27 protein-coding genes, 2 tRNA genes and 1 pseudogene are annotated in these 20,659 nt (G+C 62.7%); 19 read left to right on the forward strand and 11 right to left on the reverse strand.

The features are described from left to right. Positions 1-148: 148 nt before the first annotated feature. The 3 genes from J2R76_RS33740 (at position 149) to J2R76_RS33750 (ending at position 971) form a co-directional block, all read left to right on the forward strand. Positions 149-334, forward strand: coding sequence for a DUF3606 domain-containing protein (locus tag J2R76_RS33740; protein ID WP_028333447.1), 186 nt, complete (start codon positions 149-151; stop codon positions 332-334). A 1-nt stretch (position 335) separates the two neighbouring features. Further along, positions 336-512 (forward strand): DUF2934 domain-containing protein, encoded by a 177-nt coding sequence (locus J2R76_RS33745; protein ID WP_253625453.1) that lies wholly within the window; start codon positions 336-338, stop codon positions 510-512. Positions 513-626: 114 nt separating this feature from the next. After that, complete coding sequence (locus tag J2R76_RS33750; RefSeq protein WP_028333446.1) at positions 627-971, forward strand: DUF1236 domain-containing protein; 345 nt, start codon at positions 627-629, stop codon at positions 969-971. 109 nt (positions 972-1,080) lie between these two features. Here J2R76_RS33750 and J2R76_RS33755 read toward each other — a convergent pair whose 3' ends face one another. The 3 genes from J2R76_RS33755 to J2R76_RS33765 all read right to left on the reverse strand — a co-directional run bounded on the left by J2R76_RS33755 (position 1,081) and on the right by J2R76_RS33765 (position 3,976). Then, positions 1,081-1,284 (reverse strand): hypothetical protein, encoded by a 204-nt coding sequence (locus J2R76_RS33755; protein ID WP_125459363.1) that lies wholly within the window; start codon positions 1,282-1,284, stop codon positions 1,081-1,083. A gap of 375 nt (positions 1,285-1,659) precedes the next feature. After that, entirely contained in the window at positions 1,660-2,373 is a 714-nt protein-coding gene (locus tag J2R76_RS33760) for a flagellar hook assembly protein FlgD (RefSeq protein WP_069276532.1), read from the reverse strand. A 10-nt stretch (positions 2,374-2,383) separates the two neighbouring features. Next, positions 2,384-3,976: a flagellar hook-length control protein FliK gene (locus J2R76_RS33765; protein ID WP_253625454.1), complete on the reverse strand. Its 1,593-nt coding sequence runs from the start codon at positions 3,974-3,976 to the stop codon at positions 2,384-2,386. A gap of 357 nt (positions 3,977-4,333) precedes the next feature. Here J2R76_RS33765 and mnmA point away from each other — a divergent pair, with 357 nt between their 5' ends. The 4 genes from mnmA to J2R76_RS33785 all read left to right on the forward strand — a co-directional run bounded on the left by mnmA (position 4,334) and on the right by J2R76_RS33785 (position 6,809). Then, entirely contained in the window at positions 4,334-5,530 is a 1,197-nt protein-coding gene (gene mnmA / locus J2R76_RS33770; protein WP_253606932.1) for a tRNA 2-thiouridine(34) synthase MnmA, read from the forward strand. Continuing rightward, entirely contained in the window at positions 5,454-6,194 is a 741-nt protein-coding gene (locus J2R76_RS33775; protein WP_253625455.1) for a methyltransferase domain-containing protein, read from the forward strand. Before mnmA ends, J2R76_RS33775 begins: the two co-directional genes overlap by 77 nt. Positions 6,195-6,247: 53 nt before the next feature. Continuing rightward, positions 6,248-6,616 (forward strand): hypothetical protein, encoded by a 369-nt coding sequence (locus J2R76_RS33780; protein WP_076830031.1) that lies wholly within the window; start codon positions 6,248-6,250, stop codon positions 6,614-6,616. Positions 6,617-6,732: 116 nt separating this feature from the next. After that, positions 6,733-6,809, forward strand: a tRNA-Met gene (locus J2R76_RS33785). Here J2R76_RS33785 and J2R76_RS33790 read toward each other — a convergent pair. Next, positions 6,766-8,463, reverse strand: coding sequence for a recombinase family protein (locus J2R76_RS33790; RefSeq protein ID WP_253626110.1), 1,698 nt, complete (start codon positions 8,461-8,463; stop codon positions 6,766-6,768). The two genes, J2R76_RS33785 and J2R76_RS33790, sit on opposite strands and share 44 nt — an antisense overlap. A 348-nt stretch (positions 8,464-8,811) precedes the next feature. Between J2R76_RS33790 and J2R76_RS33795 the strand changes: the two genes are divergently transcribed. Continuing rightward, positions 8,812-8,881, forward strand: a tRNA-Glu gene (locus J2R76_RS33795). Positions 8,882-8,981: 100 nt separating this feature from the next. Continuing rightward, entirely contained in the window at positions 8,982-9,413 is a 432-nt protein-coding gene (locus J2R76_RS33800; RefSeq protein ID WP_253625456.1) for a DUF6538 domain-containing protein, read from the forward strand. A gap of 79 nt (positions 9,414-9,492) precedes the next feature. Here J2R76_RS33800 and J2R76_RS33805 read toward each other — a convergent pair whose 3' ends face one another. Continuing rightward, the gene (locus J2R76_RS33805; protein WP_253625457.1) at positions 9,493-9,906 is read right to left on the reverse strand and encodes a hypothetical protein; all 414 of its coding nucleotides are present in this window, start codon (positions 9,904-9,906) and stop codon (positions 9,493-9,495) included. Positions 9,907-9,953: 47 nt separating this feature from the next. Continuing rightward, entirely contained in the window at positions 9,954-10,349 is a 396-nt protein-coding gene (locus J2R76_RS33810; protein WP_200844448.1) for a hypothetical protein, read from the reverse strand. A gap of 145 nt (positions 10,350-10,494) precedes the next feature. Between J2R76_RS33810 and J2R76_RS33815 the strand changes: the two genes are divergently transcribed. From J2R76_RS33815 to J2R76_RS33825, 3 genes are all read left to right on the forward strand, one after another. Next, positions 10,495-11,427, forward strand: a complete 933-nt coding sequence (locus J2R76_RS33815) for a Ku protein (RefSeq protein ID WP_253625458.1) — start codon at positions 10,495-10,497, stop codon at positions 11,425-11,427. Positions 11,428-11,710: 283 nt separating this feature from the next. Then, a complete protein-coding gene (locus J2R76_RS33820; RefSeq protein ID WP_253625459.1) occupies positions 11,711-12,214 on the forward strand; it encodes an NUDIX domain-containing protein in 504 nt (167 codons plus the stop codon). Next, the gene (locus J2R76_RS33825; RefSeq protein WP_253589108.1) at positions 12,211-12,675 is read left to right on the forward strand and encodes a metallophosphoesterase family protein; all 465 of its coding nucleotides are present in this window, start codon (positions 12,211-12,213) and stop codon (positions 12,673-12,675) included. The genes J2R76_RS33820 and J2R76_RS33825 overlap by 4 nt, the downstream gene beginning before the upstream one ends. Positions 12,676-12,749: 74 nt before the next feature. Here J2R76_RS33825 and ligD read toward each other — a convergent pair whose 3' ends face one another. Further along, positions 12,750-13,697, reverse strand: coding sequence for a non-homologous end-joining DNA ligase (gene ligD / locus J2R76_RS33830; RefSeq protein WP_253625460.1), 948 nt, complete (start codon positions 13,695-13,697; stop codon positions 12,750-12,752). A gap of 245 nt (positions 13,698-13,942) precedes the next feature. Between ligD and J2R76_RS33835 the strand changes: the two are divergent. Continuing rightward, positions 13,943-14,130 (forward strand): annotated as a pseudogene (locus J2R76_RS33835) (DUF3606 domain-containing protein). A gap of 25 nt (positions 14,131-14,155) precedes the next feature. Here the strand turns inward: J2R76_RS33835 and J2R76_RS33840 are convergent. Beyond that, a complete protein-coding gene (locus J2R76_RS33840) occupies positions 14,156-14,434 on the reverse strand; it encodes a hypothetical protein (protein WP_141340648.1) in 279 nt (92 codons plus the stop codon). A 362-nt stretch (positions 14,435-14,796) separates the two neighbouring features. Next, on the reverse strand, positions 14,797-15,045 hold the full coding sequence (locus tag J2R76_RS33845; RefSeq protein ID WP_253589111.1) for a hypothetical protein: 249 nt from the start codon (positions 15,043-15,045) through the stop codon (positions 14,797-14,799). 412 nt (positions 15,046-15,457) lie between these two features. Here J2R76_RS33845 and J2R76_RS33850 point away from each other — a divergent pair, with 412 nt between their 5' ends. The 3 genes from J2R76_RS33850 to J2R76_RS33860 all read left to right on the forward strand — a co-directional run bounded on the left by J2R76_RS33850 (position 15,458) and on the right by J2R76_RS33860 (position 17,965). After that, positions 15,458-15,712 (forward strand): hypothetical protein, encoded by a 255-nt coding sequence (locus J2R76_RS33850; RefSeq protein ID WP_253589112.1) that lies wholly within the window; start codon positions 15,458-15,460, stop codon positions 15,710-15,712. Positions 15,713-16,093: 381 nt separating this feature from the next. Further along, positions 16,094-16,405 (forward strand): DUF736 domain-containing protein, encoded by a 312-nt coding sequence (locus J2R76_RS33855; protein ID WP_253625461.1) that lies wholly within the window; start codon positions 16,094-16,096, stop codon positions 16,403-16,405. A gap of 363 nt (positions 16,406-16,768) precedes the next feature. Beyond that, complete coding sequence (locus J2R76_RS33860; protein ID WP_141340642.1) at positions 16,769-17,965, forward strand: DUF932 domain-containing protein; 1,197 nt, start codon at positions 16,769-16,771, stop codon at positions 17,963-17,965. A 121-nt stretch (positions 17,966-18,086) separates the two neighbouring features. On the opposite strand, the gene J2R76_RS33865 is transcribed toward J2R76_RS33860, so the two are convergent. Next, on the reverse strand, positions 18,087-18,314 hold the full coding sequence (locus J2R76_RS33865) for a helix-turn-helix domain-containing protein (protein ID WP_141340641.1): 228 nt from the start codon (positions 18,312-18,314) through the stop codon (positions 18,087-18,089). Between the two features lie 236 nt (positions 18,315-18,550). On the opposite strand from J2R76_RS33865, the gene J2R76_RS33870 reads away from it, so the two are divergent. The 3 genes from J2R76_RS33870 (at position 18,551) to J2R76_RS33880 (ending at position 19,866) form a co-directional block, all read left to right on the forward strand. Next, positions 18,551-18,823 carry a DUF2285 domain-containing protein gene (locus J2R76_RS33870; RefSeq protein WP_141340640.1) on the forward strand — a complete coding sequence of 91 codons (273 nt, stop codon included), beginning with the start codon at positions 18,551-18,553 and terminating at the stop codon, positions 18,821-18,823. A 163-nt stretch (positions 18,824-18,986) separates the two neighbouring features. Then, positions 18,987-19,181, forward strand: coding sequence for a transcriptional regulator domain-containing protein (locus J2R76_RS33875; protein WP_141340639.1), 195 nt, complete (start codon positions 18,987-18,989; stop codon positions 19,179-19,181). A 307-nt stretch (positions 19,182-19,488) separates the two neighbouring features. After that, positions 19,489-19,866 carry a DUF2285 domain-containing protein gene (locus J2R76_RS33880; protein ID WP_246786598.1) on the forward strand — a complete coding sequence of 126 codons (378 nt, stop codon included), beginning with the start codon at positions 19,489-19,491 and terminating at the stop codon, positions 19,864-19,866. Positions 19,867-20,219: 353 nt separating this feature from the next. Here the strand turns inward: J2R76_RS33880 and J2R76_RS33885 are convergent, their stop codons facing one another. Further along, positions 20,220-20,507: a hypothetical protein gene (locus J2R76_RS33885; RefSeq protein WP_253625462.1), complete on the reverse strand. Its 288-nt coding sequence runs from the start codon at positions 20,505-20,507 to the stop codon at positions 20,220-20,222. Between the last annotated feature and the right edge of the window lie 152 nt (positions 20,508-20,659).

Consider the following 20,659-nt stretch of genomic DNA (forward strand, 5'->3'; position numbering starts at 1 on the left):
GCCTCTCACCACTGAAGTATCGCTCGCGGATAATGTTCCTCCGAGGGGGGAGCACCCAGCCATCCAAGAAAGGAACAAATGACTGTCCGGAAGATTGGATCGCCAGCAACGGCCGAGGCTCAGGCCGAGCGCTGACGCGAGAAGTTCAGTGACGAAGCGCCTGACCAGGAAAGAGCAGTTCGATCGATCGAAGATCAACATGCATGATCTGCTTCAGGTGAGATGCTGGACACATGCCCTCGGCGTGTCGCGCGAACAGCTGCGTAAAGCCGTCGAGAAGGTCGGTGACTCGGCCGTGACGGTTCGCAAGGAGCTCGGAATTCCCGAGGAATGACATGGGCACCGAACAGCAGATCCGGGACTACGCGCGGCAGCTCTGGGAGAAGGCCGGAAAGCCCGACGGCAGGGACGAGGAATTCCGGCACGCGGCCGAGGTCGAGCTGAATGCGGAGAGCGAAAGTCCGGACGCGCCAACACTGGACCAGCCGAACAAGACGTCCATTCCCGGATGAACGCCTTGGCGCGAGGAGCGCGCCGGCAACGCGATTGATCGGGATCCTCCGTTAGGAACATTGCCATTCTGTCGCGGTTCTCGAAACGCCGCATGGAGCGGTGAGGAGGACGTTATGAAGAAGCTGGTTCTGATTTCTGTTGCCGCCGTATTGGCGTCGACGGGCGCTTTTGCCCAGAGCACGATTGTCGGCACGACCGGTGCCGGACATGCCGCCACCGTGCAGATCGAGCCGCAATATCGCACGCGAATCCACAGCTATGTGACCGAACACAAGATCCGTCCCGTCGAGACGCGGGAGAGGATCGTCGTCGGCTCGCCTGTGCCGCGCGAGGTCGAGCTTGAAGCGGTGCCTGCCGATTGGGGTCCGTCGCTCACCAGATATCGCTATGTCTATACCGGCCAGCGCGTGATGCTGGTCGATCCCGACACCCGTACGGTGGTGCAGGAAGTCGAGTGAGGCCGCTCTGATGGCGGGCCGCCTGCAACGGCGGCGGCCCGCGCTCAGCCGGAACGTCCGATCCGCGGGGCAAGCGCGTTCCGTCAGCGGCCATCGACCGCGTCGGCCGTCAGAGACCGATGCTGGCCACAGCCGCTTCCGCGACGCCCTTCGCGTCGAGGGCGCCGGTCTTGCCGATCTCGATGACCTTGCGGGCCACGATCTCGCAAAGCGGATCGTTGCGATCGACCAGACCCATCGAATGCAGCGCCAGGCTGAACGCCCTGTTGAAGAGCTCGATTTGCTCCGGCGTGTATTCGCCCGTCTTCAGCAAGCGATTGATCGGCATTGTCGAGCCCCACAGCAAGCAGCCAAGTGACGTGGCTATAGCATGGAACCGTCGCGATCGGCACCCGGCTTTCCCTGCGCCCTTTACAACAGAGGCGAGACGAGAAGCAAAAGCTCGGGCAAATCATGTCGCGAGAATGCGATCGTGTGACCCACAAAAACCGTGCCACACACTCAGTGTCGTCCTGGCGAAAGCCAGGACCCATTACCCCAACTCTCAATTGTTGCGCGACGCTGGGGCCACGATCCCGTTTATCATCAAATGCGGTGGTGATGGGTCCTGGCTTTCGCCAGGACGACGATACAGTGTGGTGAGCGCGGTCGCCCGCTCAACGCGCAGCTACGGATCGTGACAATGTGCTCAGCTCGAGCCAGTCGCCCCGCGCACCACGCGCTTGATCTTGTCGGTGGTGTAGGTCTGCCCGCCGATCGAGAGCAGCGGCGGGGAGGCGGTCAGGTCGACGGAGTCGACGACGCCCTGCACCTCGGTCGAGATGGCGATCGGGTTGCCCTTGGAATCCTTGCCGGTGGCGGTCAGCGTGTAGGTGCCGGCCGGCCATTGCGTGCCGTCGTTGCCCTTGCCGTCCCAGACGAAGCTGGCGTTGCCCTGCTTCAGGCTGAAATTGCCGGAATAGGCGGTCTGGCCGGTCGAGCTGGTGATCGTGATGGTGGCGCTGGTGGCTTGCGGGGACACCAGATTCCAGGTCGCGGATTTGTCGAACTGGGTCTTGCTGCCGTCGACCGCGACCGTGTTGCCGACATAGACCAGCGCCTGGGTCGACTGCGCGCTCTTCTCGATCTCGATCAGCGACTTCAGCTGATCGTTGGATTTCAGCTGCTGCTCGACGCCCGCGAACTGCACCAGCTGCTGGGTGAACTGGTTGGTGTCGAGCGGGTCGAGCGGGTTCTGGTTCTGCAACTGCGTGGTCAGCAGCGTCAGGAAGGTCTGGAAATTGTCGGCGATGCCCTGCGAGGAGGTCGTCAGGCCGCTGCCGCTGCTGCTTCCAGAGTTCGTTCCGTTGCTGGTGCCCGGTGCTGAGACGACGGGCGTCGGCATAGTTGCATCGACTGCCATGGTGAACTCCTTACACTCTGATATCGACGCCGCCGAGGGCGCCGGTTGCACGGCCGTAGGAGCGGCCCGCCGCTGCGGCGGGAACGCTGTCCTCCTCGGTGACGATCAAACGATGGGCGTTCGGATTGGACTGGCCATTGTTGTTTTGGCCTGACTGCGACTGGTCGCGCAGGCTGAACTGCAATCCGCCATTGCCGGTCGAGAGGCCGGCATTGTCGAGCGCGCGCTGCAGCTGGTTGGCGTCCTGGCGCAGCATCGACAGCGTTTCAGGGCGTTCGACGGTGAGATGCGAGGTGACCTGGCCGTTGCGATCGACATCGATGCGGACATCGATGCGGCCGAGCTCGGCGGGGTCGAGCCGGATCTCGAAGCGACTCTTGCCGCTCTTGGCGGAGGCGGCGATCTGCATCGCAAGACCGCTGAGCGGCACGGCGGCGCTCTGCGCGGCGTTGGTCACGGTCAATTGTGCGGTCGCAGACGGCGTCGTCTGGGTGGTCGCGGGTTGTGGCTGCAGTGCGCTCGCTGCCTGCGCGCCGGGATCGGGGGTCGTGAGCTGGGTCTGCGCGGCGGCGTGGCCGCCGACCGCCGGCGTCGGCGCGGCATTGCCGTCGCCGCCCGCGTCGGCCTTGATGGCATCGGCGGCACCGTCTGCGGCGGCCTTCGCCTTGCCGGCAACGGCGGCCGGCTGCGCGACGGCAGGAACGATGTTGGTCGGAGCGGCCTGCGCGGTGTTGGCGCTGCCCGCCGTGGCGCCGTCCTGATCGGCCGGCATCGTCGCCGTCGCGTCCTTCGCGGTGAGCTGTGTCTTGGCCTGCGCCGTCGTCTTGGTGGCGGGCGTTCCGGCGGCAACCGCGGCGGCGAATGTCGCATCGCCGCTCGCTGTCGCTGCGCCCGATGCCGTTGCCGCATCGCTGGTGGTGATGATCTGCGCGTCGGTCTTGACGCCGGCCGCCTTGGCGACCTTGTCGGTGTTCGCTGTGGTGGCTGCCGCCGCTGCGGTGTCGGCGCCGGCAGGCGCGCTGGTGCCGGCCGCCGCGCCGGTGCCGGCGATGGCCGAGCTTGCCGCGATGGCCGCCGCCGCGATCGCGAGCGGTGCGGCCGGCTGGTCGGACGGCGCGGTGGCCGCCGGTGTCGGGGCGGTCGCCGGTGTCGCGGCAACAGGAGCAATCACGGCATTCACGGTTGCCGCACCGGGATCCTGCTGCGCAGCGGGCTGCGTCGCGTCCGGCTGGTCACTGGTCGATTTCGCATCGGAGCTCGATTTCGAGTCGTCCGATTTCGATTTCGACTTGGTCCTGGACGGCGCGTCGCTGTCGACCCTGTTGTCGTCGCGCGAACTGGCGGAATCCCGCGACGTTCGGTCGGAGCCCGTGCTGGTGTCGCGGCGGCGTGCGTCGGTCGTCGAGGGCGGATCGTCGGACCGCCGCGAGGGCGCCGGCTGGGAGTCATAGCGGCTGCTGTCGTTGGTGGACGCAGTGTTGCTGTCGACCAGCGCGGCAAAGCCGTCGTTCCCCGCCTGCGAAGCGGGATCAGGCCGCGACGACCGCTGCGTCGCGCCCTGAAAAGACCGGCCTGCCAATGCTTCCGACGTGACGCTGACCACTGCCAACCCTCGCAAATGAGACTTCCGGCATTTGTCAGCAAGGAGTGGGCCAACCGGCGATGGTAATAAATATTGAGTTATTTCAGAAGGTTATGGAGTGCCTTGGCCGGCTGGAACGGGTTCCCGGCAGGTCTCCTTTTTGCCCGGCGGCAAGATTTGCCGTCCAGGCGCGGCGCCGCACGGCTTCCGCGGATTGCCTCACCGGAATACGGCCTATATTAAAGGTGGCCTCCAACGCGTCCGAACCGACCGAACCGGCCTTGGATGTGTTCTAAGGCTCTCTGGACAAAAGGCTTTTTCCAATATCGTCGCGGAGCGTCTAAGCTCGCCGCGACAGTGACCAATGACCGCTTAAAGATGCTCAACAGTCTGGATCTCGAAGGCCGCCCTGAAGACACACGGATCGTCGTTGCCATGTCCGGCGGCGTCGACTCGTCGGTGACGGCTGCGCTGTTGAAGTCGCAGGGTTACGACGTGGTCGGGATCACGCTGCAGCTGTACGACCACGGCGCCGCGACCCATCGCAAGGGCGCCTGCTGCGCCGGCCGCGACATCCACGACGCGCGCAATGTCGCCGAGCGGATCGGCATCCCGCATTACGTGCTCGACTACGAAAGCCGCTTCAAGCAATCGGTGATCGACAATTTCGCCGACAGCTACGCGCTCGGCGAGACGCCGGTGCCGTGCATCGAGTGCAACCGTTCGGTCAAGTTTCGCGACCTGCTCGCGACCGCGCGCGAGCTTGGCGCGCAGGCGCTCGCCACCGGTCACTATGTCGCCTCGCGGCGGCTTGCCGACGGATCGCGCTCGCTGGTCTGTGCCGCGGATGCCGATCGCGACCAGAGCTATTTCCTGTTCGCGACCACGCGCGAGCAGCTCGACTTCCTGCGCTTCCCGCTCGGCGACATGACCAAGCCGCAGACCCGCGAGCTGGCGCGGCGCTTCGATCTCGAGGTCGCAGACAAGCAGGACAGCCAGGACATCTGCTTCGTGCCGACCGGCCGCTACACCGACATCATCGGACGGCTGAAGCCGAATGCGATCGCGCCGGGCGACATCGTCGATCTCGACGGTCATGTGATCGGCCAGCACCAGGGCATCGTTCATTTCACCGTCGGCCAGCGCAAGGGGCTCGGCATTGCCTCCGGCAGCCCGCTCTATGTGGTCAAGCTCGATGCGGCGACGCGCCGTGTCGTGGTCGGGCCGCGCGAGGCACTGCGGATGGATCGCATCGCGCTGCGCGACGTGAACTGGATCGGCGACGGCGCGCTGGATCGCGTGATCGGCGAGGGCATCGAGATCTATGTCCGCGTGCGTTCGACGCGCGCGCCGCAGCCGGCGTGGTTGCGCGCCGTCGATGGCGGCTATGAGGTCGAGCTCGTCGCCGGCGAGGAGGGCGTGTCGCCCGGCCAGGCCTGCGTGTTCTACGACGCCGCCTCCGGGCAGGCGCGTGTGCTCGGCGGCGGCTTCATCAGAAGTGCAAGCGCCAGCCGCGCAATGCGGACCGCGACGCAGGACGCGTTGGCGCCGCTTGCGGAAGCGGTTCGCGGATAGACAGAAGAAACGTCGGGGCAGGGGAATGGCTGGGGACATCGACCGCGAAGGGGTCGAAAAGGCGTATGGCCGCTGGGCACCGATCTACGATCTGGTGTTCGGCAAGGTGTTCGATCAGGGCCGTCAGTCGACGATCGCGGAAGCCGACCGGATCGGCGGCCGCGTGCTCGACGTCGGCGTCGGCACCGGGCTCTCGCTGTCGGAATACAAGCGCACCACAAAGCTATGCGGCGTCGATATTTCCGAGCCGATGCTGCGGCGGGCGCTCAAGCGCGTGCGCACGCAGGGCCTGACCAATGTCGAGGCGCTGGCGGTGATGGACGCCAAGAATCTCGCATTTCCGGATGCGTTCTTCGACGCGGTGGTCGCGCAATATGTCATCACCGCGGTGCCGGATCCCGAGGCGACGCTCGACGATTTCATCCGCGTGCTGAAGCCCGGCGGCGAGCTGATCCTGGTCAATCACATCGGTGCCGAGAGCGGCCCGCGCCGCGTCTTCGAACTCGCCTTCGCGCCGCTGGCGCGGCGGCTCGGCTGGCGTCCGGAGTTTCCGTGGGAGCGGCTGACCAATTGGGCGGCGAAGCATGGCGGGGTCAGCCTTGCGGAGCGCCGGCCGATGCCGCCGATGGGGCATTTCTCGCTGATCCGCTTCCGCAAATCGTGAGGTTGCGGCGATTTTGCGAGGGAACATCGACGCGTCGCCACGGTTTTCTCGTCATGAGGATCAGTCGAACACTCGCTTTATCCTGTGTGCTGATGCTGGCACCCGCTGTTGCCGCGGCGCAGGCGCCGCCGACATCAGCCACGCCGCCGGCCCAGACCGCGCCGCCGGCGCCGCAGCGCGCCGCCGCGAATTGCGCGCCGCAGCAGCAGCCGTCGCATCCCGGCGCGCCGGCTCCCGAGGGAACCACCACCGGGCAGAGCAGCCAGCCGCTGGGCGACAAGCTCGCCAAATCCGACGGGGTGTTGTGCCCGCCGGCCGGGGTCGATCCCGAAATGCGTGCGCCGACCCCGCAAGGCGGCAACACGCCGGTGATTCCGCCGCCCGGCAGCCCCGGTGGCGACCCATCGGTGAGGCCGAAATAGCCTCTGCCTGCAATAAGTTGCTGCCCCGTCCGGGTTTGCTTGACAGGCGCGCATGCCACTCTTTATATGCCGCGCGTTCGCACCCGCGGCTCACCAGCCGCCGATGGCGAGCCCATGGCGGGGTAGCTCAGCTGGTTAGAGCACGGGAATCATAATCCTGGGGTCGGGGGTTCGAGTCCCTCCCCCGCTACCATCTTTCCCCACACTCCTTTGACTTGGTTTGGATAGGCCTTTTCCCCGAGCAGGGCGTTTAGCCGGCCTGCTATCTCCACGGCTACACCACCTGGGCGGCCTGGATCGCGGAACACGGTGACCGACTCAACCAAGTCTCTGATCGCTTCTGCGGCCTCTCCGTCGCCCGCACTGACACCTTTACCAAGTGCTTCTTCAAGCCGACCGAGTTGCTCCTCATATCGTTTGAGGATGGCCGGATGCAGTGCGACTTCCTTCAGGGCGGGTGGTTCACTCTGCAACTCCTCAGATATCCGCTTTCGTTCGGCATCTAAGGCAGTCGATCGCGGTCCGAAAACGGATGGATCGCCATGTCCTTTCGCGATCGCATCCACCAGTCGTTCGATTTCCCGGTTTATTTGCCCAAGCTGCTGCTCAAGGCGCTGCCGTTTTGCATGTGAGGTGGCCGCGAGGCGCTTCCGCTCCTCAAGATACGTGCGTACGTATTCTGAGATAACCTTCGGTGCGCGCAATTCGGCCTTTAGTCCGTTGAGGACTGCGCTCTCGACAGTGTCTAAATAAAAAGTCTTGGCGTCCGGACACGTGCCGCTCTCCGTCGCCGCCGAGCAGCGAATGCGAACGCGCCCTGATTTGTCCCGCCCATTGGTTGCCATGCCCGAGCCGCACGAGCCGCAACGGAGCAGGCCAGACAGCATCCGACGAGGCCGGCGTTGATGGCTGGGGTGGGTGTGACCGCGTTCCTCTTTGCGCTGCTGAGCTGCTCTAAATAGCTCTGGATTGACAATTGCAAGATGCGGCACTTCAGCCACCTGCCAGTCACTCTTAGGATTTGGTCGTGACAGGCGCTTTCCCGAGTCGGGATCTTTCACCATCCTGACTTTGTTCCAGACGAGGCGCCCTACATAAAGCTCGTTCTGCAGAATGCCGGCACCTCTTTCGAGATTGCCATTGATAGTTGAGGCATTCCATGCCCGCCCTCGCGGAGGTGATACCCTCTCTTTGTTGAGATCGTGCGCGATTTCGCGAGGCGTCCGACCGTCCACGTATTCCTGGAAGATGCGCCGGATCACTTGTGCCTCGGCCTCGACGATGACCCGTTCGCCACTCTTTCCAGCGACCGCAGCGTATCCGTATGTTAGGCCACCTCCCGCCAAACCCTGCTTGACCCGGCCTGCTTGGCCACGCCGCACCTTGTGCGCGTTGTCCTCACGATAGAGTTGTCCGACCAAGCCGCGAAGACCGACCAGCATGGTATTCACGACGCCTTCGTGGACTGCCCGGATCTCGATGCCGAGAAAAGATAGTCGCTTATGGATACCTGCTAGATCTTCCATATCGCGAGAGAGGCGATCGAGCGCTTCGACGATCACCACGTCAAAGGATCTCTCCCGCGCTTGGTCTAACATCCGCAGAAGGCCTTCGCGTCCCATGACCGAGCCACCTGAACGAGCCCGATCTTCATGGCTGCTGATAACCGTTAAACCTTCGCGCTCTGCATAGGCTTGACAAAGTGAAAGCTGATCTTCAATCGAGCGCTCGTTCTGAAGATCGGTTGAGAATCGAGCATAGATCGTCGCTCTCTTCCTTTTCTCTTCGATCGGCGAGCTCTCTTTCATGATCTTCCCTCGCGGCCAGACGAGCAAGTACGCGCGCAAGGCGTAAGATCGCCTTGTCTGGATTCGTCTGCAAGGACAATTTGCGAGGCGCTTCACGCACGATCGAACCTCTAGGTGATCGCGCAACTCAACGAGGTGCACACACCTGCGCTGGCGCCACACCACAAAATGTCGGCGTCGGAGATCATCCAGAGCATCATGCTTGGGCGGTGCCTAAGCGGAATGGCCGCTATGAGCTCGTCGTGCAATTGGATGCCGCGGCGAAGAAAAAGGGATAGAGTTCAGAAGGCCTTCACCGCCGAAGTGCGTGCTGCTAGGCACCCCTGCTCATGCAGACGAGCCGGGCCAGAGATCCGTAAGGTCTCCATCGCAGGACTCTCCTCACGATGATCATCAGGCGGATCGACTTTACCCTCTCAAGGCTGAAACAGGGGTTCGATTCCCCTAGGGAGCGCCAGCGGCTCTAGAAGCGCTGATAGATCAAAAACATCCTGCAAATCATGGCTTTGTCTGCTGTCGGGTGGTAGCAGAGAGTAGTAGCTTTGACGCGCGCGCTGATGGGACTGATCAAGGACAGACACGGGACTTACCACGCTCAGCGCAAGGTGCCGGAACGCCTGCAGGAGGCGGTTGCGCATGTGCTCAATTCCGGCCGCGACCGCCAAGTCTTCCTCAAGAAATCGCTCGGCACCAAGAAGCTCAAGGACGCAAACGTAGCTGCCACGCACGTCTTGGCTGATTTCGACCGAACATTTGCCGCTGCCGAGGAGCTGCTCAAGAAGCGTCCTGTCATTCCCTCACTGACCGATGGCCAGATCAAGCGCATGGCCGAAAGCATCTACGCCAGCACGTTGGCGAACGACGAAGAGGAGCGCCAAGAGGGAACTGGATCGGAGGCAATCTTCCAGAGCGTTGCGGAGCAGCTTAACCTCGGCGCGATGCCTCACTGTGGCTGGCGCATTCGCGAAAAATTTTCTCGTCGCCCTTAGTGTCCGGAAGTATTCGAACCGCCGCTGACGTGCGCTGTCGTACGCGAGCGCCCTCGGATGTTCGCATTGACGTTGCTCGTCACACAGAGCCAACTCTCGTCCTGTCGAGCTTTATGCGGATAGGAGGGCCACGTGAGATACGATCGACGAGATCGTGCACGAAGGTGGTCGGCGGGAACTTCATCGTCGCGAGGTCCACGTCGCTCGGCGTCTTGCAGCGCGCGCACCTGATCTCCAGCCAGGGGAAGCCTCCATTCACGGCCTGATCGATGGTCGGCGATGGATCGATCGGTTCGCCGTCACTCCACATCCGCTCGTTCCAGCTCTCGCAAAGCAGCCTGTCCGCTTGCTGGATCATTGCTTCGCCCTTGGCCCGCATCTCCGCCGATTGGCCAGCCAGGATATTCGCCATCGCGCGTGCCTTGCCGAGCTCTTTCGCCAGAGCCTTGCGCTCGCCGCCCGACAGGGGCGTAGGGTGATACTTCGGGGCCATCCGGACATCCAGGCGCAAAGAGATCGGATCGGCAAATCCTGAGCAAACTACGGCGTCTCGAACGCTGGCCAGCACCCGTCTTCTTCATGTCTGCCGGTGCGCTGCTGGCAGGTGTTGTCGAGCAACCGTTGCGCCACGTCCTTCCAGACGGCGTTGGCGCCATACAAGCGGACGGCATCGGCGGTCTGGATCTCCACGGTCCGCTCGCAGCGGCGGCAGGAGACGCGCAGCACGTGGGCCTTAATTTCCGAGAGGCGTCGCTGTCGAGCCTGGGCCACGGCCGGGCCGGCGCGAGGGTCTTTGAGGACCGATTCCCAATATTCGGCCGGGAGCGGAGCATCTGGACCCGCAGCGGACGGCGCTCGTCTACGGTCGGCTTCAGCGGTCAGTTTTTCCATTTGCTTCGGGTTCGGCATGCGCCAGCTCGCGGGTCGGTCGGTCATGTCCGAATTAGAACATAGCAAGAACAAATGTCGAGTCCGACCTAGCAGCAGCTGAGAAAAATCCTCCTTTGGGACGGGTCGCGATGTCGGAACCAAGCCGGGTCGTTCGTCTTGAATCCGGTATCAGTATCGGAGTTCCCCCGGCATGGCCCCCCGCGCTAACTGGAAAGGCTTCCTGCGTCTTTCCCTCGTCACCTGTCCGGTCGCGCTTTATCCGGCCACCTCGGACTCCGAAAAGGTCTCATTCAACCAGCTGAATCGAAAGACCGGCCATCGGATCAAGTACGCCAAGGTCGACGCCGACACCGGCGAGGAGGTCGACAACGAGGACATCGTCAAGGGCTACAAGGTTGATACCGATACCTTCATCGAAGTGACCAAGGAGGAGCTTGAGAACGTCGCGCTGGAATCGACGCGAACCATCGAGATCGACGAGTTTGTCGACCGAAGCGAGATCGATCCGCGATATCTCATTCGCCCCTATTACCTGCGTCCTGACGGCAAAGTTGGGCACGATGCCTTCGCCGTCATTCGGGAAACCATCCGCGAGATGAACAAGGTCGCGATCGGCCGTGTGGTGCTGACCAATCGCGAGCACATCATCGCGCTCGAACCGCTCGACAAGGGTCTGATGGGTACGCTGTTGCGCTACCCTTACGAAGTCCGCTCCGCCGAAGAGTATTTCGACGAGATCCAGGACGTCAAAGTCACCAAGGACATGCTCGATCTCGCCAAGCACATCGTCAATCAGAAGGCGGGCCATTTCGAGCCGGACAAGTTCGAAGACCAGTACGAAACCGCCCTCATCGATCTCATCAATCAAAAGCGCGCCGGCAAGCCCATCACCGCGAAAGCGCGTCCCCGCGGCGAGAACGTGGTGGACCTGATGGACGCGCTGCGCAAAAGCATCGGAAGAGAGGGCGCGTCCGCGACAAAGGCACCCAAGAAATCAGGAAAAAAGCCGCGCAAGGCGGCGGCCGGGCAGAAGGAAATGCTGATGCCGATCGCAGGCAAGAAGCCGGCGAAAGAGGCCGCGGCGAAGAAGCCGGCGGCCAAGCCGCAGCGGAAGTCGGCTTAGGTGTCGTGAAGCATCCGGTGACGCCGGACGGCCCTACTTCGATGTCCGAGGCAGGCTCGGGAGAATGGCAAATCCTATCTCGACGAGGTCACGCGAAATCATCTCGTCGGCCGTCTATTGGCGACCCGATGGGGCGATGCGCGCCAGGAAGGCGGCCGACCGCGAGGCCGAAGTAACGGTGCATGGGACGTGGACGAGGCTAAGCAGGCGCTCGGCGAACGCGGTCCGGTATGGCGGGACGACGGCTCGCCGGCGCTCGATTGCTCTGCAAAGTAGGAGCGATATGGCTGCGGTGAAAAAGACTTCCAGGAGATCGACCTTGAGCGCAGGCATTCTCGCATACCGCAAGGGCGCTCATGGGCTCGAGGTTCTGCTCATTCATCCCGGCGGCCCGTTCTGGCGTAAGAAGGATGATGGCGCCTGGTCCATTCCTAAGGGCGAAATCGATGCCAATGATGCTCCGGAGCACGTCGCTCGACGCGAATTTGCCGAAGAACTCGGCCCGAGCGCTTCGATTGGTCCGCTCCAGCCGCTGGGGGAAGTCCGACAGCGAGGAGGGAAGCGTGTCATCGCGTTCGCCGGCGAGGGCCACTTTGATCCGGCAGCGCTGACCAGCAATACCTTCGATATCGAATGGCCGCCCCGAAGCGGTCGACGGCAGAGTTTTCCCGAAGTCGACCGCGCGGAATGGTTTGATATCGAACTCGCGCGGACCAAGATGCTGTCCGCTCAGGTGGAATTTCTCGATCGCCTTTTGGCAATCGCGGTTGAGAGCGTCGGGAAATGAGCTTCCGGATTGGAATCATTTCGGACACACACGGCCTATTGAGACCCGAAGCGGAACGAGGCCTGACGGGCGTCGATCACATTATCCATGCCGGCGACATCGGGCGCCCCGAGATCGTCGACGCGCTTCGCCGGATCGCGCCCGTCACGGCCATTCGTGGAAACGTAGACAGTGGCGAGTGGGCTCGCGACTACCCCGACACGAAACTCTTACGTCTGGCGGGTAAGTCGATCTACGTTCTGCACGACCTGAAGACGCTGAAGGTCGATCCCGGCGCCGGCATCGACGTCATCGTCTCCGGGCATTCCCACGTGCCGAAGATCGACACGGTCGGTGGCATTCTCTACCTGAATCCCGGCAGCGCGGGACCGCGTCGTTTCAAGCTGCCGATCACGCTTGCGACGCTCGAACTCACGCCTGACGGCATGCGACCGGAAATCCACGACCTTGAAGGCGACTGAGTGCCACCGCGGAGGGCCGGAGGAGGCGAGTGCGTCAATCCTTCCGTTGCCGGGTTACGCCCCCGAGGGAAGTGCTATTTGCGCGGACGTTCTCGCTCGCGTACGACCTCCTTCGCCCGCTTGTCGGACCTGAGCCCAAGATAGACGGGCTGACGCAGTTCGCCCTTACTCGTCCACTCCGCGAATTTGACCTCGGCAACCCACGAGGGCTTGACCCAGGTCGTGGCAGCCTCGTCCTTCACTTTGGCAGGGAAGGGTGATTTCGGGGTCGTCAGCTTCACGAGCTTGGCGTGGAGCCCTTCCAGGACCTTGTGGCTGAAGCCAGTGCCGACATGTCCGATATAGCGCCATGTGTCGTCTTCCCGCACGGCGAGGATCAGGGCGCCGAAGAACGGCCTGGTGCGCTTAGGCGCCGTGAAGCCAGCGATCACCACTTCCTGCCGCTTTGCTGTCTTGATCTTCAGCCAATCCGCCGTCCGCCTTCCGGACGCATAGGCGCTGTCGGCGCGCTTCGCCATGACGCCTTCCAGACCCTTCCGCTCGGCCTCGGCGAAAAATTTCGTGCCGCTCGCTTTGCGGTGACGGCTGAAGGCGATCAGCCGGTGACGCGGTAGGATCGCCTTGAGCCGCTCCTTGCGCTCGAGAAGAGGCTGTTTGCGCAAGTCAACCGTGTCCTGAAACATGAGATCGAAGGCGCAATATAGGAGCTTGGCTTCATGACGCAGCGCGTTCTGAAGCAGCTGGAAATGCGAAACGCCGTCCTTTCCGATCGCGACGAGCTCGCCATCGATCACGGCGTCGCCCTTCACGCCCTCCAGCGCTTTGGCGACCTCGACATAGCTGCGGCTGATGATCTTGCCGTTGCGGCTGTAGAGTGCAACCTTGCCCCGCCGGATTTCCGCGATCATCCGGAAGCCATCGTACTTATCCTCGAAAACCCAGCCGCGGTCATCGAACGGCGCGTCGGTGAGCGTAGCGAGCATTGGCTGTAGGCGTTTCGGCAGGGTCGACGTCCGGCTCATTCAAGGGCCAATCCTTCGGAGCGTGTTGCGTAATGCACGGACGGCACCTTATCGCTCGAGGTAGCCAGGGCCGGTTCGATGAAGCCGGGGAAAAGCGCCTTGGTACCGATAGCCGCCGGCCTTTTACGCTGAAACGCCACTGAAGAACTCCACGCTGCAGCCAATTCAAATTGGCACAGTTCGAATCGTTCCGGAACGTGCGAATCCTTGTCGCGTTTGCTTCGATGTCGCAACAGGAGGCACCGATGGCGGTAGCGAGGAGGAGCAAGACGGCGCGCGGACGAAAACAGGACCGGGCGCGGGTGGCTGGCGGGCAGGACTACGAAGTGCAGTACGAGGCAAAGAAGAGTGGAAAGTCGGCACCGCGGTGAAAAAAGCAGTCAAGAAGGTCGGCAATTCGCGCAAGCGTGTAGAGAAACGGCTGGGCCGCTGAGTCGGAGAAGGGTCGGCGTCGGGAGCTAGCGCCGGTCCTCCTCGTCAGGGAGGCATTCTGGGCAGGTATCACCAATCGAGTCCAGCACGTCGCGAACCGCGGCCTCCGCTGCTTGACGGGATACGTCTTCCGGCAGGTCTCGGCGGGCGATATCGAAGGCCCGCTCTCGGGCATGCGGATCGGCGCGGTCCTGCATCCAACCGTGCTCCTCGCACTCGCGGATGGCGCCGGCTTCGTTCAGCACGTTGATCGCCCAACCGCGCAGGGTGCGGATCGCCGGCCGTCTCTGCTTGGTCATCAGCATTGAAAGGTTCTCCCACGCTGAGACGAATCGTTTAGCCCCGCAGACGTTCCCCATCGCTAACACACGACTGGGATTCTGGAGTGGGATCTCGTGGTCCATCGAAGGCCGAATTTTCCGCGCGGCCAGGTGCCAGGGCGGGCAAGAACGAACTGAAGAAACCGTTTTCCGATACTTCAGACGTCTTATCCGTTTTTTGCGCATGCGGCTGTCGCCGCACCGGGCCCTCGTGAACCGAGCCCCGGAGCATCTACGCCTTGCGGCTTCGATCCGTCGCGCACGAGCAGACCATGGCCCCTCGCGGGGCAGAAACGAAAAACCGGACCTTTGTGCAGCAGCCACCTGCACAAAGGTCCGGTCTTATCTTAGCGTGCCGCGATACCGAACGGCTGCAAAGGACGCTTCATATCTTTTGGAAGGTCTCGCTTTTCATCCGGGTTGCGACCCGGAGGCGGCAATAGATCAGTAGCCGATACGACTACTTCTTTTTCTTTGAAGTCTTCTTTGCCACCTTCTTGGTAGCTGCCTTCGCGGTCTTCTTTGCCTTCTTCGCTTTCTTGACCATGTCGTCCTCTGTAAGAATTGGCTCTAGTGAACATGCCCACGCCGTGCATAGACACGCGCACGAGTGAGACGATATCACAAAAGCAAAATTGATACCAAGGAGACGTGAATCCGCATTGAGTCGCTCGCCGGAGGCACTCGCCCTCGGGCCCGCCGTCATTGCATGCCGGCGTCGCTATCACTGCCCTTCGGGTCGGGTGCCTTTTTAACCGGTCTCGCGACTGCACTCGGTCCCGGGTCCCGCCGCTACGCGTCGGCGCTATGCTGACCCTCCTGCGGGTGCCTCTTTTGATTCTCTCACTCTTCTCTTGTTGTCAGCCCTGCCGGGCTACCCGGCATTCTCACGGTTGAGATCTAAGTCCGTATGTCCTTTAGCGCCAGCATAGCGGCGCCATCGGTCTCCGTCGCAGTCGAGCCGCCGCCGCGTATGAAGGCGCGGCGGCTCGACATCGGAGAATGCAGATGCAGAAGATTCTTTACGTGGGGCTCGACGTTCACAAAGTCAGCATTTCGGTGACCGTGGCGGAGGACGGACGCAACGGGACCGTGGGTTTCATCGGTGCGGTGCCAAACACACCGGCAGCGTTATCTAAGCTGCGCAAACGGTTGGCCAAGGACGGCCATCGACTGGAGTTTTGTTACGAAGCCGGCTTCTGCGGCTATGGCATATATCGGCACCTTCGCCCACGTACGCGGGAGTGCGATCAGGGTCGCTAGCGTTTGCCGGACGCGCCCTTTTAGCCGTTGATGCGCTGGTGTCAGCAGGTGCCCGTTTGATCCGGCTGTGTCCTTGTGCTGCGTCGATTTCGACCGCCATGGTGGTCTCCGTCAGTTCGTTCATGGCGCGTCCAACGCAACCTCGAAGGGGCTGATCAGGCCCGAGGGCCGGCAAAAGCCTCGATCGCCTTCCCGCAACGGCTACGCCTGCTTTTTTCCCCTGCCGCGAAGGGGCGGCATTCCTCGCGGTACAAAAAAGCAGGCTATCGCCGTCCTCCGCTGGCGCTGCGGGCCTGAAGGCTGCGGGCCGATCGCTCCCCGGGCCAAGGATCGCCATCGAGGCTGCGATGGGCGCGGCCCGAGCAACAAACGGAGACCACCATGGCTACCATCGGCACCTTCACCGCTTCGGACAACGGCTACATTGGCTCGATCAAGACGCTGACGCTGAACATCAAGGCGAGGTTCGCCGTATCCGAGAAGGACAACGACAAGGCGCCCGACTACCGCATCTTTGCCGGTGTGACCGAGTTCGGTGCCGCGTGGAAGAAAACCGCCCGCGACAGCGACCGTGAATACCTCTCGGTCAAGCTCGACGATCCGAGCTTTCCGGCTCCGATCTACGCCTCGCTGGTGAAGGTCGACGGCGACGAGGGCTTCACCCTGATCTGGTCCCGCCGCAACGGCGACTGATCCCATAGGGATCATCAGCCCCGCCTCCTCGGAGGCGGGGCTTTTTGCTTTTCTTGCGCCGCTTTGCAGGAGGAAGAGCATTTTTTCTTTGAAGAGATTGCGAAGGGCTCCGCCCTCGCGCGGGCAAGGGTGAAGCACACTTCGTGTGCCGGCCGGAGCGGTATCCCCGGTCTTCCGCGCAAGAGTTCTTCATGACGACGTCGTCGTCAGGCGCGTGCAGACGCGCGCCGCTGGCGCGCCCTTGCCAGGCGGGTGATCCCCCTCCGCGTCCTGCCGCCCTTGCCCTTGCTACCCCAGGTCTCGCCGACGGGCAGGGTTGCAGCGCAGCGCTGCGCTTCAACCTCAGCCCATAGGAGAGCGATCATGAACACAATGACCTTGTCCCAAAGCGAACAGCCTGCGCCCGGCGGTTTCCGCGTGGATATATCGCGCGGCCAGCGGATTGGCCGCGTGTCGTCTGAGTGGTTTGCGCGACCCGATGACGAACGGTATCTGAATTTGCCGGACCTTTATGAATCGGTGCGAGGACGGGCCGAACGCGCGCAAGCTCGGACGGTGGAAAGTCGGACCATTCGGGTGGAGGCGAGCCGGGACAATGCCGAGCGGCTGGCCCTCACTGTGCCGGGACGTGACGAGCCGGTGGCGCCGACCCATTGGAGCTTTGGCCAGTTGTGTACGCTGGTCGGGGCGCCGACCTCCTATCTGCGGCTGCTTCCCGCGGCCCTGTCGGCCATCAACCTGCAACACGGCTTGCTGTCGCATCGCGCCGAGCTCGTGAAAACCTTGGAGACCAATAGCGGACGCGTCGAGCTTCGTGCTGTCACCGGGCCGGACTATGGCCGTATCTGGGATCATGAGCTGGTCGCGGCCGTCATGAAGATCGCGGGCAACGGCACGGGTGACACCCGGTGGAAGGTTCCGGGCGTGATGGACTGGGCGACCATGACCCACAATCCCTTTGTGGACGTGACCAAGGACACGACGACACTCTACGCCAGCGATCGCGACGTGTTCCTGTTTCTGGTCGACGATACCAATCCGATCGAGGCGGGACGCCTGCCGGATGGATCACCGGATGTGTATTTCCGGGGATTCTATTGCTGGAATAGCGAGGTCGGCAGCAAGACGCTGGGGATCGCCAGCTTCTATCTCCGGGCCGTCTGCATGAACCGCAATCTGTGGGGCGTGGAGAATTTCGAAGAGATCACGATCCGGCATTCGAAATCCGCGGCCCAACGTTTCGTGCATGAAGCCGCCCCGGCGTTGACTAGCTTTGCCAATTCCTCGCCCGCGCCATTCGTCGCCGGGATCAAGGCGGCGCGGGAGCGGATTGTTGCCCGCACTGACGAGGACCGAGAGAGCTTCCTCCGCAAAAGCGGGTTTTCCAAGTCCGAGACCTCGAAAATCATTGAGACCGTTCTGGGCGAAGAGAATCGCAAGCCGGAAAGTATCTTCGATTTCGTGCAGGGCATTACCGCATTGGCGCGCGGCAAGGCTCATCAGGATACGAGGCTTGAGCTTGAAAGCAAAGCGAAGCGCTTGATGAAGCGCGCAATCTGAAGACTTGAGCCGCGTAACCGGGGCGCCAGTTGCGCGGCCCCTCCAAGCCGGATCGCCGGCGGCGCTGACGCGCGTCCGCGTCCGGCGCTCGCCGGGCCTTCGGCCCGGCTCGCGGAAGAGATCAGGATCGAATCTTAGACACTTTCTCGTCAAGCAGGTCGACCGGCCGCACCTCCAAAGCTTGGGCCGTCTCCCAGATTGTGAGCAGGGTCGCGTTTTGCAGCCCTCTTTCCATACTACTGATGAAGGCCCTATCGACGCCCATGCGTTCTGCGACGGCCTCCTGGCTCAAGCCAAGGCCTAGCCGAAAACGGCGCGCATTTGCTCCAAAGACCTTGCGAATGTCCATCCGCAGGATAGGAAGCAATCGCGTATTTTGGCGCTACGTGTTATAATACGCGGACGACCTCGGTTGCGTGTGCTCGCAAAAGGAGTTTCGAGTGCGGAAGGATAGAAGAACGCGCTTTCCTGCGGCGCCAAGCTTGGGGCAGGTAGCATGCCATGCGCTGGTGTCGGCGACGATGCGAGAGCGCGCGTTGCGAGCGCTGCGAGTCGAGTCCCGTTCCCTGGAACAGGGTAGCCCCGATGCCAAAACCACCGCTTGATCCGGAGGTTGCGGACGCCGCGCCGGACGATCCGACCGTTACACCATATGACCAGCAGCATGTCGTAACCTACATGCGACTTCTACAGGCTGAGGGTGAGGGGGCGGACTGGCGCGAAGTGGCTCGAATCGTCCTGCATATCGCTTCGGAACATGAGCCCGAGCGCGCGCGGATCGCATACCAGAGTCATCTTGCGCGCGCCAAGTGGATGACCGAGCAGGGCCGTCTTCTACGCGGTGCGGGGGCGAGCTAGAGGAGATTCGTCAACCAGAAGATCAATCTAGAAACGTCTTCTCCAGCCGCAGGTGGTCATCCGGAAGCACCACGTGGTGCCAAACTAGGGACTTCCTACAACTCGCCAGTTCACGATTATCGCACCGCAATCCTTGTTAGTTGCGTGCATGCGGGTGGAAGCAATGCCTGAGTTCGACTGGCGGTCGCCGGAATCCTACAAGAGTCTTCAGGACGCAGAGATTATCGACATCGCCGGGGAATGTCTTCGCCGTAACGTGGATTACCGACGCAGCTATGAAGCGATGCTCGCCAACAGCCCGGATGGCGAAGTGACGCCCGAATTCAGGAGGAGGTGGGGCATCTGCTTTCGCTCATGACCCGCTGAGGTTCTTCAAGGAACAGACGGTCTTTTGGGCATCCGAGGTTCTGCCGACCGTCGTTCCAATCTCAATGACCACGTCGCCCGTTAGCAGTGACGCAGCGTCTCAGCCGTCGATCGATGTCGCGGCTGGTCGGGTTCGCCGCGCCGCCGACGGCTGGCATGCAGTGCTGCGCATTGGCGCGGTCGACCACCGTGTCTGGTCAAGAGAAGCGCCGGCCGTTGCCACCCACTACGTGGCCACGTTGTCGTTTGACGGCGACTTCGCCGCGCGGGCGTACGCTGCGCGACGGCTGTGGCGAGCCATGAGCGGGCGTGCGCCAAATCCTGCCTTTCACGAGCTATCCAAACAGCGACGCGAACGGTTGAGCGCGGCTCTTCGCGCGCTCGATGCGCGTGGGGACGGCGGCACGTATCGCAGCATCGCTGAAGCGTTGTTCGGCAGCAAGCGTATCCCGGACCGTGCCTGGAAAACACACGATCTGCGCAACCGGAGTCCGTCTGGTGCAAACCGGCCTCGCAATGGTGCGCGGCGGTTATCGCCAAATTCTGCGGCGCGGGCGCACGGGCAAATAGCACAGCCCCGCCTGGGGTATCGAAAATCGTCCTTCTCAAACTTCGGCTCCCACTCCGAGATCGCGCTCCCTCTAGGTCTACTTGGCCGGTATAGCGCATCTACCTGAGCTTTCGCGACCGATGTGGCGTGCCCGGCGCGTTTGCAGCGTCCATGCGGGACCAACGCGTTACGAGAGACATCTTGCGGGCGGTCCGTCGCCGGCGGAAACGCAAGCCAATATCAGCGATCTCGCGAGCTTGCCGGGAGTTGGGGTTCGCGTTCAATCGCTCCCACGGTGAGTTCCGCTGGACCGCCAGTCCATTGGACATGTCGGTGCGGCCGAGCGTCAGGTATACTTTCACGCCAGCCGGAACGACGATCATGGTGCTGTCTCCCTTGCGGCGAGCTGCCGCATCACCGCAGGCGGAGTGCTGCTGGCCGGCGCAAAGACACGCCGTCCATCGGCCAGCTTGGTGTCCATTATGCCGCCCGCGGCTGCACCAGAACGCGCAAGGCGGCGAGCGCCGGCATCTCATTGGCCGTGCCGTAGGCGTGCGTCACCGTCGCGAGTTGCGGTGCCTTGCAAGCGGTCAGCCAGCGGACCGCCATGCTGGTGGCGGCGCCATCGCGCCGGCAAACCTGCGCCACGCTGACGCCCGGCTTCTCCGTCTGCTGCTCGATCGCCTGCTTCGCCTTGTTGCTGAACCGACGCCGGATCGACCGGCCGTCCACCGCTTCCGGTGTCACGTAGTTTTGGGGCGCGCGCAATTAGCAGCGCTGCTTGATTGAGCCCGGGCACCCGGAGAAGAACAATCGCCAGTCCAAACTCGTCGCCGGAATCTTCGGGACGATCGCGCCAGATCCGCAGCGAATCGGGCGAAAGACCGAGCGTCGCGGCATACCCGGCATGCCCGATGCCG

The sequence above is a fragment of the Bradyrhizobium sp. USDA 4532 genome, from assembly GCF_024171315.1.
GTDB lineage: Bacteria > Pseudomonadota > Alphaproteobacteria > Rhizobiales > Xanthobacteraceae > Bradyrhizobium > Bradyrhizobium australafricanum.

Coding starts and splice junctions, on each gene's coding strand:
- J2R76_RS33745 (WP_253625453.1), top strand. CDS start 336: ATGGGCACCGAACAGCAGATCCGGGACTACGCGCGGCAGCTCTGGGAG.
- J2R76_RS33750 (WP_028333446.1), top strand. CDS start 627: ATGAAGAAGCTGGTTCTGATTTCTGTTGCCGCCGTATTGGCGTCGACG.
- J2R76_RS33760 (WP_069276532.1), bottom strand. CDS start 2,373: ATGGCAGTCGATGCAACTATGCCGACGCCCGTCGTCTCAGCACCGGGC.
- mnmA (WP_253606932.1), top strand. CDS start 4,334: ATGCTCAACAGTCTGGATCTCGAAGGCCGCCCTGAAGACACACGGATC.
- J2R76_RS33780 (WP_076830031.1), top strand. CDS start 6,248: ATGAGGATCAGTCGAACACTCGCTTTATCCTGTGTGCTGATGCTGGCA.
- J2R76_RS33800 (WP_253625456.1), top strand. CDS start 8,982: ATGGGACTGATCAAGGACAGACACGGGACTTACCACGCTCAGCGCAAG.
- J2R76_RS33805 (WP_253625457.1), bottom strand. CDS start 9,906: ATGGCCCCGAAGTATCACCCTACGCCCCTGTCGGGCGGCGAGCGCAAG.
- J2R76_RS33810 (WP_200844448.1), bottom strand. CDS start 10,349: ATGACCGACCGACCCGCGAGCTGGCGCATGCCGAACCCGAAGCAAATG.
- J2R76_RS33815 (WP_253625458.1), top strand. CDS start 10,495: ATGGCCCCCCGCGCTAACTGGAAAGGCTTCCTGCGTCTTTCCCTCGTC.
- J2R76_RS33820 (WP_253625459.1), top strand. CDS start 11,711: ATGGCTGCGGTGAAAAAGACTTCCAGGAGATCGACCTTGAGCGCAGGC.
- J2R76_RS33825 (WP_253589108.1), top strand. CDS start 12,211: ATGAGCTTCCGGATTGGAATCATTTCGGACACACACGGCCTATTGAGA.
- ligD (WP_253625460.1), bottom strand. CDS start 13,697: ATGAGCCGGACGTCGACCCTGCCGAAACGCCTACAGCCAATGCTCGCT.
- J2R76_RS33840 (WP_141340648.1), bottom strand. CDS start 14,434: ATGCTGATGACCAAGCAGAGACGGCCGGCGATCCGCACCCTGCGCGGT.
- J2R76_RS33845 (WP_253589111.1), bottom strand. CDS start 15,045: ATGCACGGCGTGGGCATGTTCACTAGAGCCAATTCTTACAGAGGACGA.
- J2R76_RS33850 (WP_253589112.1), top strand. CDS start 15,458: ATGCAGAAGATTCTTTACGTGGGGCTCGACGTTCACAAAGTCAGCATT.
- J2R76_RS33855 (WP_253625461.1), top strand. CDS start 16,094: ATGGCTACCATCGGCACCTTCACCGCTTCGGACAACGGCTACATTGGC.
- J2R76_RS33860 (WP_141340642.1), top strand. CDS start 16,769: ATGAACACAATGACCTTGTCCCAAAGCGAACAGCCTGCGCCCGGCGGT.
- J2R76_RS33865 (WP_141340641.1), bottom strand. CDS start 18,314: ATGGACATTCGCAAGGTCTTTGGAGCAAATGCGCGCCGTTTTCGGCTA.
- J2R76_RS33870 (WP_141340640.1), top strand. CDS start 18,551: ATGCCAAAACCACCGCTTGATCCGGAGGTTGCGGACGCCGCGCCGGAC.
- J2R76_RS33875 (WP_141340639.1), top strand. CDS start 18,987: ATGCCTGAGTTCGACTGGCGGTCGCCGGAATCCTACAAGAGTCTTCAG.
- J2R76_RS33880 (WP_246786598.1), top strand. CDS start 19,489: ATGAGCGGGCGTGCGCCAAATCCTGCCTTTCACGAGCTATCCAAACAG.